The organism is Microbacterium dauci, assembly GCF_030065535.1.
GTDB lineage: Bacteria > Actinomycetota > Actinomycetes > Actinomycetales > Microbacteriaceae > Microbacterium > Microbacterium dauci.
The window spans coordinates 24,166-41,645 of sequence record NZ_JASJND010000002.1 but is presented as its reverse complement, the minus strand read 5'-3'; the positions used below and the strand labels follow the sequence as shown (position 1 = coordinate 41,645).

General features: G+C 68.9%; 17 protein-coding genes and 1 tRNA gene. 8 read left to right on the top strand and 10 right to left on the bottom strand.

Going from position 1 to position 17,480, the window contains the following annotated elements; genetic code table 11:
• Positions 1-18 precede the first annotated feature (18 nt).
• Entirely contained in the window at positions 19-1,131 is a 1,113-nt protein-coding gene (prfB, locus tag QNI14_RS03690; RefSeq protein ID WP_283714945.1) for a peptide chain release factor 2, read from the bottom strand.
• Positions 1,132-1,157: 26 nt separating this feature from the next.
• Here prfB and QNI14_RS03685 point away from each other — a divergent pair, with 26 nt between their 5' ends.
• The 5 genes from QNI14_RS03685 to opgC all read left to right on the top strand — a co-directional run bounded on the left by QNI14_RS03685 (position 1,158) and on the right by opgC (position 7,755).
• On the top strand, positions 1,158-2,432 hold the full coding sequence (locus tag QNI14_RS03685; protein WP_283715176.1) for an MFS transporter: 1,275 nt from the start codon (positions 1,158-1,160) through the stop codon (positions 2,430-2,432).
• 101 nt (positions 2,433-2,533) lie between these two features.
• Positions 2,534-4,540 (top strand): glycosyltransferase family 2 protein, encoded by a 2,007-nt coding sequence (locus tag QNI14_RS03680; RefSeq protein WP_283714944.1) that lies wholly within the window; start codon positions 2,534-2,536, stop codon positions 4,538-4,540.
• A 2-nt stretch (positions 4,541-4,542) separates the two neighbouring features.
• Positions 4,543-4,875, top strand: coding sequence for an STAS domain-containing protein (locus QNI14_RS03675; RefSeq protein ID WP_283714942.1), 333 nt, complete (start codon positions 4,543-4,545; stop codon positions 4,873-4,875).
• Positions 4,868-5,284, top strand: coding sequence for an ATP-binding protein (locus QNI14_RS03670; protein WP_283714940.1), 417 nt, complete (start codon positions 4,868-4,870; stop codon positions 5,282-5,284). Before QNI14_RS03675 ends, QNI14_RS03670 begins: the two co-directional genes overlap by 8 nt.
• Positions 5,281-7,755: an OpgC domain-containing protein gene (gene opgC, locus QNI14_RS03665; RefSeq protein WP_283714938.1), complete on the top strand. Its 2,475-nt coding sequence runs from the start codon at positions 5,281-5,283 to the stop codon at positions 7,753-7,755. The genes QNI14_RS03670 and opgC overlap by 4 nt, the downstream gene beginning before the upstream one ends.
• Positions 7,756-7,763: 8 nt before the next feature.
• Here opgC and QNI14_RS03660 read toward each other — a convergent pair whose 3' ends face one another.
• The 7 genes from QNI14_RS03660 to QNI14_RS03630 are packed head-to-tail and all read right to left on the bottom strand — an operon-like array spanning position 7,764 to position 12,177.
• Positions 7,764-8,180 carry a pilus assembly protein TadG-related protein gene (locus QNI14_RS03660; protein WP_283714937.1) on the bottom strand — a complete coding sequence of 139 codons (417 nt, stop codon included), beginning with the start codon at positions 8,178-8,180 and terminating at the stop codon, positions 7,764-7,766.
• The gene (locus QNI14_RS03655) at positions 8,180-8,644 is read right to left on the bottom strand and encodes a TadE/TadG family type IV pilus assembly protein (RefSeq protein ID WP_283714936.1); all 465 of its coding nucleotides are present in this window, start codon (positions 8,642-8,644) and stop codon (positions 8,180-8,182) included. The genes QNI14_RS03660 and QNI14_RS03655 overlap by 1 nt, the downstream gene beginning before the upstream one ends.
• Entirely contained in the window at positions 8,619-9,008 is a 390-nt protein-coding gene (locus tag QNI14_RS03650; RefSeq protein ID WP_283714935.1) for a TadE/TadG family type IV pilus assembly protein, read from the bottom strand. Before QNI14_RS03650 ends, QNI14_RS03655 begins: the two co-directional genes overlap by 26 nt.
• Before the next feature lie 7 nt (positions 9,009-9,015).
• Positions 9,016-9,219 carry a hypothetical protein gene (locus QNI14_RS03645; RefSeq protein WP_283714934.1) on the bottom strand — a complete coding sequence of 68 codons (204 nt, stop codon included), beginning with the start codon at positions 9,217-9,219 and terminating at the stop codon, positions 9,016-9,018.
• A gap of 38 nt (positions 9,220-9,257) precedes the next feature.
• Positions 9,258-10,169, bottom strand: coding sequence for a type II secretion system F family protein (locus QNI14_RS03640; RefSeq protein WP_283714933.1), 912 nt, complete (start codon positions 10,167-10,169; stop codon positions 9,258-9,260).
• Positions 10,166-11,023, bottom strand: coding sequence for a type II secretion system F family protein (locus tag QNI14_RS03635; RefSeq protein ID WP_283714932.1), 858 nt, complete (start codon positions 11,021-11,023; stop codon positions 10,166-10,168). Before QNI14_RS03635 ends, QNI14_RS03640 begins: the two co-directional genes overlap by 4 nt.
• A complete protein-coding gene (locus QNI14_RS03630; RefSeq protein WP_283714931.1) occupies positions 11,020-12,177 on the bottom strand; it encodes a TadA family conjugal transfer-associated ATPase in 1,158 nt (385 codons plus the stop codon). Before QNI14_RS03630 ends, QNI14_RS03635 begins: the two co-directional genes overlap by 4 nt.
• 111 nt (positions 12,178-12,288) lie before the next feature.
• On the opposite strand from QNI14_RS03630, the gene QNI14_RS03625 reads away from it, so the two are divergent.
• A tRNA-Leu gene (locus QNI14_RS03625) sits at positions 12,289-12,370 on the top strand.
• A gap of 76 nt (positions 12,371-12,446) precedes the next feature.
• A complete protein-coding gene (locus QNI14_RS03620) occupies positions 12,447-13,217 on the top strand; it encodes a DedA family protein (protein WP_283714929.1) in 771 nt (256 codons plus the stop codon).
• Here QNI14_RS03620 and ku read toward each other — a convergent pair whose 3' ends face one another.
• Positions 13,218-14,087, bottom strand: coding sequence for a non-homologous end joining protein Ku (gene ku / locus QNI14_RS03615; RefSeq protein WP_283714928.1), 870 nt, complete (start codon positions 14,085-14,087; stop codon positions 13,218-13,220). It abuts the gene before it with no gap.
• 66 nt (positions 14,088-14,153) lie between these two features.
• Between ku and QNI14_RS03610 the strand changes: the two genes are divergently transcribed.
• Entirely contained in the window at positions 14,154-16,505 is a 2,352-nt protein-coding gene (locus tag QNI14_RS03610) for an ATP-dependent DNA ligase (RefSeq protein ID WP_283714927.1), read from the top strand.
• Between the two features lie 23 nt (positions 16,506-16,528).
• Here the strand turns inward: QNI14_RS03610 and QNI14_RS03605 are convergent, their stop codons facing one another.
• Entirely contained in the window at positions 16,529-17,440 is a 912-nt protein-coding gene (locus QNI14_RS03605; RefSeq protein ID WP_283714926.1) for a cation diffusion facilitator family transporter, read from the bottom strand.
• Positions 17,441-17,480 lie beyond the last annotated feature (40 nt).

Genomic DNA, 17,480 nt, shown 5'->3' with positions numbered 1-17,480 from the left:
CACTCCCCGCACCGCGGGTCAGTCGTCGTCATCCTTGCGCTTGCGCCAGCGGATGCCGGCCGCGATGAAGCCGTCGAGGTCGCCGTCGAACACGACCGCGGGGTTGCCCACCTCGTGTCCCGTGCGCAGGTCCTTCACGAGTTGCTGACCGTAGAGGAAGTACGAGCGCATCTGGTCGCCCCAGCTCGCGGTGATGGTGCCGGCGAGCTCCTTCTTCTTCGCCGCCTCTTCTTCCTTCTGGAGGAGCATGAGGCGGGTCTGCAAGACGCGCATGGCGGCCGCGCGGTTCTGGATCTGGCTCTTCTCGTTCTGCATCGACACGACGATGCCGGTCGGAAGGTGCGTGAGCCGCACGGCCGAGTCCGTCGTGTTGACCGACTGACCGCCAGGGCCGGACGAACGGAAGACGTCGACGCGCAGGTCACCCTCGGGGATGTCGACCTCCTGGGCCTCCTCCATCACCGGGATCACCTCGACGGCGGCGAAGCTCGTCTGCCGCTTATCGGCCGAGCCGAACGGACTGATGCGCGCGAGGCGGTGCGTGCCTGCTTCGACGGACAGGGTGCCGTACGCGTAGGGGGCGTCGACCTCGAAGGTCGCCGACTTGATGCCCGCGCCTTCCGCATAGGACGTGTCGAGCACCTTCACCGAGTACTTGTGGCGCTCGGCCCAGCGCAGGTACATGCGCATAAGCATCTCGGCGAAGTCGGTGGCGTCGTCGCCGCCGGCACCGGAGCGGATGGTGACGACCGCGCCTCGGTCGTCGTACTCGCCGTCGAGGAGCGTCTGCACCTCGAGCTGACTGATGACCTTCTCGAGGTCGACGATCTCGCGGCGCGCCTCGTCGGCGGCATCCTCGTCGTCCATCTCGTGGGCGAGCTCGACCATGACGTCGAGGTCATCGAGGCGCTGCTCGATCTCGGTCACGCGCTTGAGCTCCGCCTGGCGGTGGCTGAGCGCGCTGGTGACCTTCTGCGCCTTCTCGACGTCGTCCCAGAGGTCGGGCGCGCCGGCCTCTTCGGACAGTCGCGCGATCTCGGTGTGCAAGGCGTCGACGTCGACGACCGCCTTGATTTCACCGAAGGTGGAACGGAGGGCCTGGATGTCGGCAGACGGATCGAATTCGAGCATGACACTCCAGAGTAACGTGGATGCCGATGTCCGACCGCCCCGACTCCCCCACCGCCCGGGAAGTCCTCTGGCGATTCGGTCCCATGGTCTACGCACCGACCGTCCTGTTCGCGATCGGCGAGGGGTCGGTGATCCCGCTCATCCCGATCATCGCCGGTGGTCTCGGCGCTGACGTGGCGCTCTCTGCCCTCATCGCGTCGCTCCTGGTGATCGGGCAGCTGATCGGCAACATCCCCGCGGGGTGGGCGGTCGCGCGCTTCGGCGAGCGGCCCACGATGATCGCGGCGGGGAGCCTTGCGCTCGTCACCGCGGTGACCGCGGCGCTCATTCCGGCATTGTTCGCCTTCGCGGCCGCTGTCTTTCTCATCGGCTTCTGCGCGGCGGCGTTCGGGCTCGCCCGCCACTCGTTCATGACGACACGGGTTCCCCTCGTCTTCCGTGCCAGGGCCCTGTCGCTCCTGGGCGGCACCTTCCGCTTCGGGATATTCACCGGGCCTTTCATCGCCGCCGCCCTGATCGGTCTGTTCGGCGAGGAACGCTCGACGATCTGGTTCTTCGCCGTGTGCCTGGTCGCGCTCATCGTCCTCGTGAGCTTCGGCCCCGACCCCGAACGAGAGTTCGCGGCGGGGGCCCCGCGCCCTCGCGATGTGGAGGATTCCGGTGAACCGGTGTCGGGCTCGATCCCCGTCGTCGAACGTCGTGGCGTCTTCCGCACGCTGTGGCGCCACCGCGCGGTGCTGTCCCGGGTGGGGGTCGCGGCCGCGGCCCTCTCTGCCGTGCGATCCGCGCGCCAGGTCGTGCTCCCGCTGTGGGGAGTGTCCATCGGGCTCGACGCGCAGAGCCTCGCCCTCGTCGTCGGTGTCTCCGGCGCGATCGACTTCGCCCTCTTCTACGCCAGCGGCCAAGTCATGGACCGGTTCGGACGCCTGTGGGCGGCGCTGCCGGCCATGATCCTGATGTCCGCCGGGTTCCTCGCGCTGTCGACGACGCACGATGTCGGTACCGCCGAGATGTGGTTCGCGCTCTTCGCCGCGGTCCTCGGCGTGGGCAACGGGCTGTCCAGCGGCATCCTGCTCACGATCGGCGCCGACCTCGCGCCGGCCGACGATCCCGCACCCTTCCTCGGGTCGTGGCGCACGCTGACGGATGCCGGTGGCGCCACCACCCCGCTGCTGGTGACCGCCCTCACCGCTGCCTTCTCCCTCCCGATCGCCGCCGCGGCGGTCGGCCTCGTCGGCGTGCTCGGGGCCGGGGCCTTCCTCCGCTGGCTGCCGCGGTTCGTGCCGCACGCACGGCCCTGAGGCGCACAGCCGACTCATATCGAAGCCGCGACACGCTCCGCAACCACTTCCCGGGTCGCCTCGCCCGATGGCAAGCTGACGGAGCGACCGAAGGGAAACTGATGGTTGTCGAGACGACACTCCAGCGCGACGGAACCCGCCGCGAGAACGAGCGCCTCGCCCAGGCGGCGGCTCGACGGCTGGCGCTGGTCCGTGTGATCGTGCTCCTCGCCGCCGTGTCCGGCATCAACTACGTGACGTGGCGCTGGCTCGCCTCGGTGAACTGGGAAGCCTGGTGGATCGCGGTCCCCCTGGTCCTCGCCGAGACCTACAGCTTGATCGACTCGCTGATCTTCGCTCTCGGCGCGTGGCGGCTCCGCGAACGTCACGATTCGCCGAGGCTCACGCGTGACGTGACCGTCGATGTCCTCATCGCCACGTACAACGAGCCGCTCGACCTCGTCATGAAGACGGCGCGCGCGGCGAAGGCCATCACCTACCCGCACGCGACGTGGATCCTCGACGACGGCGACCGCGAGGAGCTGCGCGCCCTCGCCGAGGCCGAAGGGATCGGCGTCATCACCCGCTCGCAGGCCTGGCGCGACCGTCCGCGTCACGCGAAGGCGGGCAATCTCAACAATGCGCTCATGGTGACCGAGGGCGAGTTCTTCCTCATCCTCGACGCCGACCAGGTGCCCTCTCCGCACATCCTCGACCGCACGCTCGGCTGGTTCGAAGACGAGCGCGTCGCCCTCGTCCAGACGCCGCAATGGTTCGTGAACGTGCCCGTCTCCGACCCGCTGGGCAGCCAGGCTCCGTTGTTCTACGGACCCATCCAACAGTCGAAGGACGGCTGGAACGCTGCCTTCTTCTGCGGCTCGAACGCGATCCTCCGGCGTGAGGCGCTGATGCAGCTCGGGGTGTCGCGCTATGTCGATGAGGTGACGCTCGCGGTGAACCGCGGGGTTCGCTCCTCCCGTCGGGTACTCGCCCGCGCGCGGCGCGACCACGGGGCCGATCCCCGCATCGCCGCAGCTCTCGACACCGTCGCCGAGGCGCTCGATCAGGTCAAGGTGGAGATCGCCCGTGGCGACGCACTCGCCGACGTCACCTTCGCGTTTCACGCACGCATCGACCGGGTACGCCGGGAGCTCAGCGACCAGGACATCACCGACCTTCACGCGGAACTCCGCGGGTTGGCCGACGTGACCGCCGACGCGGCGTCGCTGGCGGCCATCGACGAGGTCACCCTCGAGTCCCTCGGCGACCGGTCGTTGTCTCCGCTTGCCGCCCTCGAATCCATCTCGCTCCTCGTCTCGTCGTTCGACGTCGGTCGCGACGAGGAGGCGCAGGCGGTCATGCCGCTGGCGACCATCTCGGTCACCGAGGACATGGCGACGTCGATGCGTCTGCACGGTCTCGGCTGGAGGTCGGTCTATCACGACGAGGTACTGGCGAAGGGCCTGGCGCCTGAGGACCTGTCGACGATGCTCACGCAGCGTCTGCGCTGGGCGCAAGGGACGATGCAGGTGATGTTCCGGGAGAACCCGCTCGTCCAGAAGGGTCTCGGGTGGGGTCAGCGCATCATGTACTTCGGCACGATGTGGAGCTACCTCGCGGGCTTCGCGGCACTCGTCTACGTCGCCGCGCCCATCCTGTATCTGTCGTTCGGCGTCATGCCCGTCCAGGCCTGGAGCGTGGACTTCTTCGTTCGGTTCATCCCATTCTTCGTCCTCAACCAGATCCTGTTCCTCGTCGTCGCGAAGGGGCGCCCGACCTGGCGCGGAGCTCAATACTCGCTGGCCCTCTTCCCCGTGTGGATCGCGTCGGTCAAGACCGCGTTCGACAACGTGTATCTGGGGCGCCCTCTCGGCTTCTCTGTGACACCGAAGACGCGGGTCGCCGAGGGTCGCCCTCGGTGGGACCTCGTGCGTCCGCAGCTGATCGTCATCGGCGCGCTCCTGCTCTCACTCGTGGCGGTGTCCATCCGCTACGCCGTCGGGCAGGCCGAGGGGATCGCCCCGCTCATCAACATCGCGTGGGTGCTCTACGACCTCGCCGTGTTCAGCATCATCATCCGCGCGGTGCTCTACTCCCCCGCGAACCACCCCGAACTGAAGGAGACCTGACCATGCAGCTCGCGTTCGACACCCGGCCCGGCGGCGAAGTCGTCACCCCACAGGGCCGATTGACGATGGTCTCCGCCCGCGCCTTCCGCGAGCAGGTCAGCGCACACATCCAGGCCAACACCGGCAGCGTCATCGTCATCGACCTCTCCGAGGTCTCGTTCATCGATTCGTCAGGACTCGGCGCGCTCGTCGCGTGCCTGAAGACGGCGCGGCAGGCCGGCGGCGATCTGCGACTGGCAGCACCGAGCGAACAGGTGAGCATGATCCTCACCATGACCAACCTGGACCGCGTGCTCAAGCCGCGTCCCACTGTCGAGGAGTCGTTCGGTGACTGAATCCGCAGCCCGCACGCTCGAGGCGGATGTCGCGCTCGAGAGCCTCGACCTCGTCCACGACACGCTCACCGCGTGGTGGGAAGAGGTCGGCGAGGTCGACCTCCGCACCCGCTTCGCGTTCGAGACCGCCGTCATCGAGATCGCCGGCAATGTGATCGAGCACACCATCGCGGCATCCGCGGCACAGGGACGCCGTTTCACGCTCGACCTCGTCGCCGATGCCGCGCTCACCGCGACCTTCCGCGACGACGGCCTCCCCGTCGCCCTCGACCTCAGTGCGGTCACGATGGCCGACGAGGACGACGAGAGCGGCCGCGGACTCGCCCTCGCGCTCGCTGCAGTCGACCGGCTCGACTACCAGCGCATCGACGGACGGAACGTCTGGACCCTGGAGTGCGCCCGCGGATGAAGCGGCTCCTGCGTCACCTGCTCACCGGTGCGGCGATCGCCGTCGCCGCTGCCGCCGGCGCTGCGGCACCTGCCGGCGCGGTGACGCAGCAGGAGGGTGGCGTCTGGTTCGGCCCCGAGCTCGATTGGCTCGCCGACAGCCCGGAAGGGTATGCGGACCGCCTCGGAGCAACACCCGCGACGTATCTCCTCCGCCTCGGCTATCCGATCGACGACGACGCGGCAGCGCGGTGGGAACGCGCTGCGTCAGATGTCGCGGCGCAGGGCGCGGTCCTCGCGCTGGTCCTCGAGCCGACCATCGACCTCGAAAACCTGGACAGTGGCGACGCCGACGCGTTCAACGCACGCCTGCAATCGCTCCACGACCAGTACGGGACGTTCCACCGCATCCGATTCGCCCCGGAAATGAACGGTTCGTGGACGGAGTGGGGGCAACAACCCACGGCGTACGTCGATGCATTCGAGGTCGTTGCGCAGGCAGTCCACGATGGTGACTCCACGGCCGAGATGGTGTGGTCGCCGTCGTACGGCGCCGGGTATCCGTTCGAACGCGCCGATGGGCGACTCGAGGATCTTACGTTCACTGATCTCCAACGCCTCGACACGGACGGCGACGGCTCGGTGACGGAGGCTGACGACCCGTACGGCCCGTACTTCCCAGATCCTGCTTCGGTGGATCGCGTCGGGCTCACGATGTACTACTTCGGCAAGGGCGAGGCGGGTGCGGCGGCGGGCCGGGACGTGCCACTCGAGCGCAACAAGGCTCCGGAGACCGGTGAGGTCTCCGAGCGCCTGCAGGAACGCTGGGGGTACACGACCCCCCAGGACGAGACCTTCTACGAGCGGTTCGCGGTCGGCGAGGACAAGCCGTTCACCCTCGACACCGGCGCGCTCTACGACCAGTCGCTCGAGGGCGACAGCGAGATCGAGGTCAAGCGGGACTGGTGGCGCCAGGTGCTCGCCGAGCTCCCCGACTATCCGAAGCTGACCGCGCTCACCTGGCTCGAAGTGGTGCGCGAAGAGGCGGAGGCAGGTTCCGAAGAGGTCGACTGGCGCGCCACGGACGACGACGAGCTGGCATCCGATCTGCTGGACGACCTCGAGGGCACCGGGGTGATCCGGTGGTCGCCGATCACCGACGTCGTCACGCCCGACCAGGGGTACGCCAGCACCGTGCAGGTGCGCGAGGGCGGCGACGAGATCAAGTGGATCACCGGCTCGGCCGCGGTGCTCGCCCTGGCCTACCTCCTGTCGGGGGTCGTCGGCAAGCTGCTGCCGAAGTGGCGCTACAGCGACGACTCGTCTACACGCGACCTCCGCATCGACATGGTGCGCGGCTTCGTCATCATCGTCGTCGTGGTGACGCACATCGAGGTGCTGAGCCCGTACTCGCTGGCGTCCCTCAAGGTCATCGGCGCGATCACCGGAGCAGAACTGTTCGTGCTGCTCAGCGGCATCGTGCTCGGCATGGTGTTCCTGCCGTCGGTCAAACGCGTCGGCGAATGGCCGGCAGCCCTCGGCGCCTGGGCTCGCGCACGAAAGCAGTACCTCGTCGCGCTCGCGGTCATCCTCCTGATCTTCATCCTCAGCTTCGTGCCGTTCATCGACGCGAGCGCCATCATGACCTTCACCGACCGCGGCACCGGTGAGGACGGCGAGACAACGACCGGTCGGGTCTACAACCTGTATCCGAACGCCGAACGACTGCTCGACTACCCGCCGCCCTGGTACGCGGTGCGGCAGTTCCTCCTGCTCGAAATGGGCCCGTGGCCGTTCAACATCATGGGGCTGTTCGTTGTCCTGAGCCTCGCCTACCCGGCCCTGATGTGGCTCATCAAGCGGAAGCTGTGGTGGGTCCTGCTGATCGGCAGCTGGGGCCTGTACCTCGTGCACGACTTCTTCCCCGGCTTCGCGCCGCTGCCGTCGCAGTTCAACGCGGTGTTCCCGCTCTTCGCTTGGCAGGTGCTGTTCACGCACGGACTCGTCATCGGCTACTACCGGCGGCAGATCATCCGCGCACTCACATCGATCCCGGGCAAGATCCTCGCCGGGGTCTTCGTCCTCGGGTACGCCGGCTTCCTGGTGTACCTCTGGGCGGGTGACACGTACGGCTTCACGCCGACGCCGTTCCCCGCCGACCTGTACGGCCAGCTCTACGACAACGGATACCAGCGCATCGACCTCGACTGGGGTCGCCTCGTCGATCTGCCGCTCGTCATCATCTGCAGCTACGCCGTCCTCACGGTGGCGTGGAAGCCCTTGAACGCGCTGATGGGCTGGCTGTGGGTGCCGCTCGGACAGGCGAGCCTCTACGTCTTCACCGTGCACGTGTTCTTCGCGCTCGCCGTCGCGAACATCCCGGGACTCGATCGGCAGAGCTTCTGGCAGGGCACGATCATCCACACGGTCGTGATCGCACTGATCTTCCTCATGGTGAAGAAAAAGTTCCTCTTCTCGGTGATCCCCAGATAGCGCGCGGGTCACCGCAGCGCGGTGCGGCTGGTCGCAGTCGCCTCGATCCGCACACCGTCCGGCACGAAGATCGTCCCGATCACCGGATGCCACGTCGTCGCGACCGTCACTCGCGCCGACACCCCGTCGGGCGTCTCCGCGTCCACGACGACCGCGCCACCGGATGCCGCAACGATGGCCGTCGCCTGCTCCGACACACCGGCATCGGTCAGCTCGGCCACCGGCTCGCCGCCCTCCACCTGCAGTGTGAAACCGTCCGCGCCCGCGAGTGCCGCCGCGTCGGCGGTGGACTGGATGCGCTTTTGCGCGAGGTACAGGCTCGTGGCATCCACGCAGACGAACACCAGCGCGAGTGCGAGGAGCGCGTAGCCGAGCGTCAGCAGCAGGATGCTGCCGTCATCGTCGTCGACCGCCAACCTGCGCATCAGGGCTCGCTCCAGTACCGCGACACCTTCTGGACCGCGGATGCCTCGACGCCCACGCGGGCGAGCTCGTCGAGCCCGAGCACCGGCGGCACGAGGGGCAGCGCGACCTCCGACGACACGGTCACGCGGATCGTCGCACCGGGTTCGGGACAGGTGGTGTGGGCACCGACGCAGGCGAGCTCGACCGAAACGGCGCCCGGGTCGATGTCGTACTCCGCAACGATCCCGTCGAGCACTCGGTCGGCCCGGCTCTCCGCGGCATCCGCGCCCGCGGCCGTCCCCACACCGCGGGCGACATGTCGAGCCGCCTGCTCGACGCCGAGCGCCTGCGCCTGGATCTGGCCGAGCGTGACGATCAGGTAGACGATCGGCACGAGCAGGATCACGCCGCCGACGATGAACTCAAGGGCGCCCGAACCCCGCTCGTCCTGCCAGAGCTCAGTCCAGCGTTTCCGCAGGTGCATGGACGGTCACCTCCCACCCGCGGGGAATGCCGATGAGCCCGATGAGGGGCAGTCGCGTCGTCACCGTGACCGCAACAGTTTCATGGCCGAGCTCGACGGACTCCCGTGCGGACACCTCGTCCACGAAGCCCTCGCCGACGGCACCAGCCACGACGTCCAGGGCTCGGGCGGCGCCGGCCCGCGTGTCGACGTCGGCCAGTGCGCCGTAATAGGCGCCCTCGACGGCCGCGTCGTGCACGACGTTCCGGACATAGACGGCGAGACCCAGCTGCAGCACGGCGACCGTCAACGTGGTCAGCAGCACTCCGACGAGCACGAATTCGACAGGCGTCGAGCCGCGCTCGTCGTTCAGCAGGCCTCGCACGGCGAAGTCAGAAGCTGGAGACCTGGTCGATCGCCTGCTCGAACAGCTGCGCGAGGGCAGGTCCCGCGAGCGCCCAAATCACGACGACGAGCCCGGCGGTCATCAGCGTGATGAGCACCCACCCTGGGACATCGCCGCGCTCCTCCCGGAGCGGGCGTCCGAGGACTGCACCCCACGCTGTGCGCAGCCGCTGGATGGTCTTTGCGTTCATGTCGGCATCCCTTCTCTTCATCTCCGTCGTCTCCGCCGTCACCCGACACCGAGGCGGAGCATCACGATCCCGGGGAACACGGCGAACAGCACGCTCATCGGCAGCAGAAGGAACACGATCGGGAAGAGCATCGCGATCTCCTTCCGTCCCGCTTGCTCGATGAGCGACCGCTTCGCGTCCTCTCGCGCGTCCACCGCCTGCGCTTGCAGCACGGCCGCGAGCGGTGCACCCCGGTCGATCGCCGCCACGAGGTGATCGACCGAACGGGAGAGCGACGGCGTGTCCAGTCGCTGGCCGAGATCGGTCAACGCATCGGACAGGCTCGCGCCGGTACCGCTGTCGAGCACCGCACGCCGGATCTCGCTGGTCAGCTCCCCCGAGCCGATGTCTCCCACGCGTCGCAAGGCGTCGCGGAGGCCCTCGCCGGCAGCGAGACACAGCGCGACGAACTCGAGCAGCGTCGGAAGTTCCTCCTCGACCCGTGCTCGACGCCGCTTCGCCATCACGGTGAGCCGCAGATCCGAAAGGGCCGCACCGATCGCCCCGCCCACGATGGGGAGCAACGCGACCGGTGCCGTGAAGCGGCCGGTCAACGCGAGGACGACGACGACCACGCCGCCGAGCGCCGCACCGGCCAACAACCAACCGAGCTGCCGCGCCCGGAACCAGGCGGCATCCTGACCGATCCCCGCCTGCCGAAGTCGGCGCTCCACGCCGGCGGCGCCGCCGAGCGCGGCGACGAGTCCGTCGAGGCGTCCGCGCAGGCTCCCGGTCGCGCGATCGAGCGGCGTGAGACCGCGGGGGTCGGCGATGTCGCGCACGTAGGGTGCGATGCGCCTCGACAACGACGGTGCGGCAAGGCGTGGGACACGGGTCGCGACCAGCACGAATCCTGCCGCCAGGATGCCGCCCAGCACGACAGCGGTCGCGACGTCGGTGATCGCGGTCATGCGAACCACCGCCGCGGCTCGGGCAGTCGCCCGAGCCCGACCATCAGCCGGAAGGCGACGGCCGAAATGCCCGCGCCGATGAGGATGACGGCGCCGCCCTCGGGCGTCGCGTACGCAGCGGCGCCCTCGGGGCGCAGTGCCAGCATCGCGAGGATCACCCACGGCGCGACGACACCCAGGACGGCCGCGCCGCGGATCCACGATTGACGCGCCTCGATCTCCGCACGCAGCGCCGCTTCGGCCCGCACCGATGACGACAGCGCGCGGAGCACGGATGTGAGCTCGGTGCCACCGACCTGCCGAGCCATGCGGAGGGCTTCGATGATGCGATCGGCGACAGGATCGGAGAGTCGAGCCTTGAGTCGCAGTGCACCGGAATCGAAGTGGCCCGACGCCGAGACATCGGTCGCGAAGGCGGTGAACGCCGGCCGAAGCGCGGCGGGACCGACCTCGCCGAGCGCACCGACAGCGTCCGGCAACGACATACCGGCGCGGACGGATGCCACGAGCAAGTCGCACACGTCCGGCCACAGCGCCCGCCGCGACTTCTGCAGGCGGCGCGCCCGCCCGCGCAACCATGTGATGGGCGCGACGGCGCCGGCCACCGCGGAGACCGCAGCGAACGCCGGCAGCGCCGTGAGCAGCCACACCACCGCGCCGGCGACCGCCGCGACGATCATGCTCACGACGACGACGTGGCTCGGCGTCGCGTGGCTGTAGCCGGCGGCCGCGAGCACACGCGCGATGTGACCGGGCGCTGCTACGCGGGTCGCCCCGGCCCCGCGAACCCACAACCACGGCGAGAGGAGCAGCAGCAGTCCGGCTGCGAGCGTGAGTCCGAGCATGGTGGTCATGACGCCGCCCGGTACAGCGTGCGGATCTCGATCTCCCCGGCGACCACGCTCGTCGGGGCGACCACCTCAGTCACGCGGCGTCGGCCGTCCGGGACGCGCTCGCAATGGACGACGAGGTCGACCGACGATGCGATGGCGGGGAGCAGGAAGTCGCGATCGATGTTTCGTCCCGCGAGCAGCGGGAGGGAGCTGAGCTTGCGGAGGGCATCGGTCGCGGAGTTCGCGTGGACGGTCGCCGCGCCCGGCACACCCGTGTTCAAGGCGAGGATCAGGTCGAGCGCCTCCGCGTCTCGAACCTCGCCGACCACCAGGCGATCGGGACGCATCCGGAGCGCCTCTTTGACAAGCCGGCGGAGGGTCACCTCACCCGTGCCTTCGAGGCTCGGCTGGCGGCCCTGCATCGCGACGACATCGGGAGCACCGATCACGAGTTCGAAGGTCTCCTCCACGGTCACGACGCGGTGCTCAGCCGGTCCCGCCGAGATCAGTGCGCCGAGGAGCGTCGTCTTCCCTGCGTGGGTCGCACCGGACACGATGACGCTCCGCCCGTCACGCATTGCCGCCGCGAGCGTGTCCGCGAGTGTGGGAGGCAGCGAGCCAGCCTGCACCAGGTCGCCGAGTTCCCGATAGCGCGTCAGGAACTTCCGGATATTGACGACCCAATGGCGGCGGGTGACGTCCGGGATCGCGACATGCAGCCGGGACCCGTCCGGCAGCGACGCGTCGACGAACGGTTGGCTGAGGTCGACGCGGCGACCCGTGGCCTGCAGCATCCGCTCGACCAGATCCCGTACCGCGGTCTCGCTGAGGACGATCGGGGCACGCTCGCTGCGACCATCGCGCGCGACGTACACCCGGTCGGGCGCGTTGATCCAGATCTCCTCGACCTCCGGGTCGTCCAGCAGCGCCTGGACCGGACCGAAGCCCGCGACCGACGACAGGATCACTCGCGCCGATCCCGCTTCGTCGTCGATGACGTCGATGCCTCGGGCCAGGGCGAAGTCGTTGTGGCGCCGGATCTCGGCGCGTGCGATGAACGCGGCACGCTCGGGATCGTTCGCCGGATCCACGTGTTCGTCGCGAAGCCTCGTACGCACGCGCTCGGCGACGACGGCGAGGCCGCCGGGCGTCGTCAGGGTGGATGCGAGGCTCATGGTCAGCGATCTTCGCAACGCCCGCCGCGACGCGATCGAAATTGTCCACAGGGGTGTCACAGCATCGGCATCCAGTCCCCGTCCGTGGCGCCGCCTAGACTGATTTCACTCGCGGGAGTGGTGAAATCGGCAGACACGCAGGATTTAGGTTCCTGTGCCTTCGGGCGTGGGGGTTCAAGTCCCCCCTTCCGCACGAGGCAGCCCGCTGCGTCACCCCTTGCATCCCACACCGTCGCAACCGGCGACACGTGCCGTCACCGAGGACTCCCTTGCACTCCTTCGCTCTGATCCCCTGGCTCGACCCCGCGACGATCATCGACGCCGCCGGCCCCTGGGCGTTGCTCGTCGTCTGCTTCATCGTCTTCGCCGAGACGGGTCTGCTCGTCGGCTTCCTCCTGCCGGGCGACACCCTGCTGATCATGGCGGGCCTGCTGTCGAACCCGGAGACCCACGCACCGAACGGCGTGTTCGGTGTGAACGTCTGGATCGTCGGTCTCCTCATCGGACTGTCGGCGTTCGTCGGCGGCGAAGTCGGGTACCTCATCGGTCGCAAGGGCGGCCCGGCGGTCTTCGAGCGCAAGGAATCCGGCCTGTTCAGCCGGCGCAACGTCGAGCGCACGAACGCCTTCTTCGAGCGGTACGGCGGCGTCACCGTCATCCTCGCCCGCTTCGTGCCGATCGTCCGCACGTTCGCGCCGGTCGCGGCCGGCGTGGGCAAGATGGCGTGGCACCGCTACACGCTGTACAACCTCATCGGCGCCGTGATCTGGGGCTTCGGCCTCACGGTCGTCGGCTACCTGGTGAGCCTCATCCCGGGCGTCGGCCCGTTCGTCGCCGAGTACATCGACGTCATCCTGCTCATCGCGGTCGTCGGGACGATCATCTTCATCGTGTGGCACTACTTCGCCGAGAAGCGCAAGGTGAAGCGCGAGATGGCCGCAGGCCCGGATGGTGTGACGGATGCCGCCGAGGCGCAGGAACTCGTCCTCGACGAGCGCGCCTTCGACGACCGCAGGGGCGACGCCGACACCGCGCGCTGATCAGGACGCTTTCGAGGCCTTCTTCGCCGGCTTCTTCTCGGCGCTCTTCGCTCCGGATGCGGCATCGTTCGACGACGCACCGCGCGCGGCGCGGCTCTTCTCGACGCTGGCCCGGAGCGCCTCCATCAGGTCGATGACCTCGCCGCCGTCGGCGTCGGCCTTCGCGCCGAAGGTCTCGGCGGTGTCAAACGCGTCGCCCTGCTCGAGCTTCGCCTCGATGAGGGTTCGCAGCTCCTGCTGGTAGTCGTCGGTGAACGCGGTCGGATCGAAGTCGCTCGAGAAGCTGTCGACGAGGGATGCCGAGAGCTCGAGTTCCTTGCTCGAAATCTTCACGGGTTCGTCGAGAGACGGGAACGCGACCTCGCGCACCTCGTCTGCCCAGAGGAGCGTCTGCAGCACGAGGACGTCGCCGCGCACCCGGAGGGCCGCGAGCCGGGTCTTCTGACGCAGCGCGAACCGCACGATCGCGGTGCGGTCGGTCTGCTCGAGCGTACGACGGAGCAGCACGTAGGCCTTGGGCGACTTCGAGTCGGGTTCGAGGTAGTACGCCTTGTCGAGGGTCAACAGGTCGATCTGCTCGGTCGGGACGAACTCGACGACCTCGATCTCGCGGCTGCGCTCCGACGGCAACGCCGCGAAGTCGTCGGAGGTGAGCACGACGGTGCGCTCCCCGTCGTCGTACGCCTTGTCGATGTCGGCGTACGGCACGACCTCGCCGTCGATCTCACAGATGCGCTGGTACCGGATGCGACCGCCGTCGGCGGCGTGCACCTGGTGCAACGACACGTCGTGGTCCTCCGTCGCGGAGTAGACCTTCACGGGGACGTTCACGAGCCCGAAGGTCAGCGCGCCTTTCCAGATCGCTCTCATCACACCAGTACACACCCGTCACACACCCCAGCACTACCCAGCGACACCAGCACTATCGTGGGGGCCATGCCCGGTGCGCAGGAGGTCGTCGTCGACGGCCGTCGCCTGCGGCTGACGAACCTCGACAAGGTGATGTACCCCTCGACGGGTACGACCAAGGGCGAGGTCATCGACTACCTCACCCGCGTCGCGCCGGTGTTGCTCCCCCACCTCGACCGCAGGCCTGTCACCCGCATCCGGTGGCCGGACGGGACAGGCGCGGACTCGTTCTTCGCGAAGCACCTCGAAGCAGGTGCACCGGCGTGGGTGCCACGCCAGCCGATCGAGCATTCGTCGGGTGCGAAGGACTACCCGCTGGTCGACCGGCTCCCGACGCTCGTGTACCTCGCACAGGTCGCGTCCATCGAGTTACACGTGCCGCAGTGGCGCTTCGATACCGCCGGCGCACGGCAATTTCCGGATCGGCTCGTGCTCGATCTGGACCCCGGGCCCGGCGTCGGACTCGCCGAGTGCGCCGAGGTCGCTCGTTGGGCGCGCGGCATCCTCCTCGACCTCGGCATGGACCCGGTGCCGGTCACGAGCGGCAGCAAGGGCATCCACCTGTACGCACCGCTCGACGGCAGCCGGTCGAGCGACGAGATCAGCGCCTTCGCGAAGGAACTCGCACGGCTCCTCGAGTCCGACCACCCCGACCTGGTCGTGAGTCAGATGTCGAAGTCCGTTCGACCCGGCAAGGTCTTCCTCGACTGGAGCCAGAACAACGGCTCGAAGACCACGATCTCGCCGTACTCATTGCGTGGTCGCGAGCAGCCGACGGTTGCAGCGCCACGAACGTGGGACGAACTCGACGACCCTGCACTCCGGCATCTGCTGTTCGACGAGGTGCTCGAGCGCGTGCAGATGCACGGCGACCTCTTCGCAGCACTCGCACCGTCGACGGTCGGCCCGCTCGCGCCGTACATCGCGAAGCGCGACGCGGCCCGCACCCCCGAGCCGGTCCCCGACTCCCCCGCCGGGGCGACCGATCCGGACGGGGCGCGCTTCGTGGTGCAGGAGCACCATGCGAGCCGGCTGCACTACGACCTGCGCCTCGAGCGCGACGGCGTGCTCGTGAGCTGGGCGGTGCCACGCGGCATCCCGGAAACGACCGAGAAGAACCATCTTGCGGTCATGACCGAACCGCACCCGATGAGCTATCTCGACTTCGCAGGCGAGATCCCTGCGGGCGAGTACGGCGCCGGCACGATGACCGTCTGGGACACCGGGACGTACGACCTCGAGAAGTGGCGCGACGATGAGGTCATCTTCACGCTCAACGGAGCCGACGGCGGCCCGCTCGGATCGGTGCGGCTGGCATTGATCCGCACCGAGGGCGACGGCGAGAAGTCGCAGTGGTTGCTGCATCGGATGAAGACGGACGCCGCGCCGCGCCGCGCCGCGCCGGTGCTGGCCGCCGCGCCGCCGACGCCGATGCTGGCCACCGCGTCGACGCCACCGCTCGCGCGGCTCGCCGCGGAGCGGTGGGGGTCGTGGGTCGAGTTCAAGTGGGACGGCATCCGCGCCATCGGAATCTGGGACGGTGAACGCCTCCGACTCCGCGCGCGCAGCGGCACCGACATCACCGCCCGGTACCCCGAGTTCACCGCGTCGGACGCGGGCTTCGGCCCGGTCCCGTGCATCGTTGACGGCGAGATCGTGGCGATGGATGCCGCGGGCCGCCCGAGCTTCAGCCGCCTGCAGCACCGGATGCACCTGACGAGGCCCGCCGAGATCGAACGCGAGGCCGCGCGCATCGGCGTCTCGTACCTCCTGTTCGATGTGCTCGAGATCGATGGTGTCGATGCCTCGCGCACACAGCTGACCGATCGTCGGGAGGCGCTCGAGCGACTGGCGGCCGACACCGTCGCGGGCATCGTCGTGCCACCGGTCGCGGACGACCTGAACGACGCGCTCGCGACGGCCGCGACGCTCGGACTCGAGGGCGTCGTCGTGAAAGATCCGCGGTCCACCTACCGCCGAGGCGCACGCAGCGAACAGTGGCTCAAGGTGAAGCTCACGCGGACGCAGGACGTCGTCATCGGCGGCATCCGTCCCGGCAAGGGCGGGCGGGACGGTTTGATCGGCTCACTGCTCATGGGTATCCCGGGACCGGATGGCCTCCGGTACGTGGGGCGCGTCGGGTCGGGGTTCAGTGAGGCGACGCTCTCCCGGTTGAGCGCGCTCTTCGAGCCGCTGCGCAGCGACGAGAACCCGTTCGTGGGCATCGGTGCCGTCGAGGCATCCGACGCGCTCTGGGTGCGCCCGGAGGTGGTCGGTGAGGTCGAGTACGCCGAGGCGACACCGTCGGGCACGCTGCGGCACGCCCGCTGGCGCGGCATCCGCACCGACGTCAGACCCGAGGACGTGCGGCCGGAGTAGGACGAGCGGACGTGCCGCGAACCTCACGCATGCGCGTCGTGCTCGACGTGCCCCGCCGGCTCGAGTTGGAACGTCGAGTGCTCCACGTCGAAGTGCCGCGACAAACAGCCCTGGAGCTCCGACAGCAGCAAGCCCGCCCGATCGCCCTCGAACACCTCGGGGGCCACGACGACGTGCGCGGTGAAGACGGGCGCGCCGCGCGTGAGCTGCCAGACGTGGACGTCATGGACGTCGACCACCCCATCGGTGCGCAGAATGTGCGCTCGGATGTCGGGCACCCGCGTCCCCTTCGGTGCGCGCTCCCCCAGCACCGCCACGACCTCGCGCAGCAGCGTGACGGCTCGCGGCACGATGAGCACCGCGATCGCGAGCGATGCCAGCGCATCGGCCGGCATCCATCCCGTGAGCCAGATCACACCGGCAGCAAGGAGCACCATGACCGAGCCGACCAGGTCCCCGAGCACCTCGAGGTACGCGCCGCGCACATTGATGCTCGTCCGCTGCGCCGCGCTCAGCAGATACAGCGAGACGCCGTTCGCGCACAGGCCGATGAACGCGACCACGAGCATCGGCAGCCCCTGCACCTCGGCGGCATCCGGTTCGAGCAGTCGACGAACGGCTTCGACGGCGATCCAGATGCACAGCGCGACCAGGATCACGGCGTTCACGAGCGCGCCGAGCACCTCGGCCCGCTGGTAGCCGTAGGTGTGCCGGTCGTCGGCCGGACGCGCCGCGACGGATGCCGCGACGAGGGCGACCACCAGCGCCGAGCTGTCGGTGAACATGTGCCCCGCGTCGGCGAGGAGCGCGAGCGATCCGGTGAGCACCGCACCGACGACCTGGACGACGAGCACCGTCGCGGTGATCGTCAGGGAGATCGCGAGGAGTTTCCTCGGTCCCCCTGAGCGGATGCCGCTCGGCGCGTGATCGTGCATGCTTCGAGGCTAGGGCGCGCCCTGGCCGATTCGGTGAGCG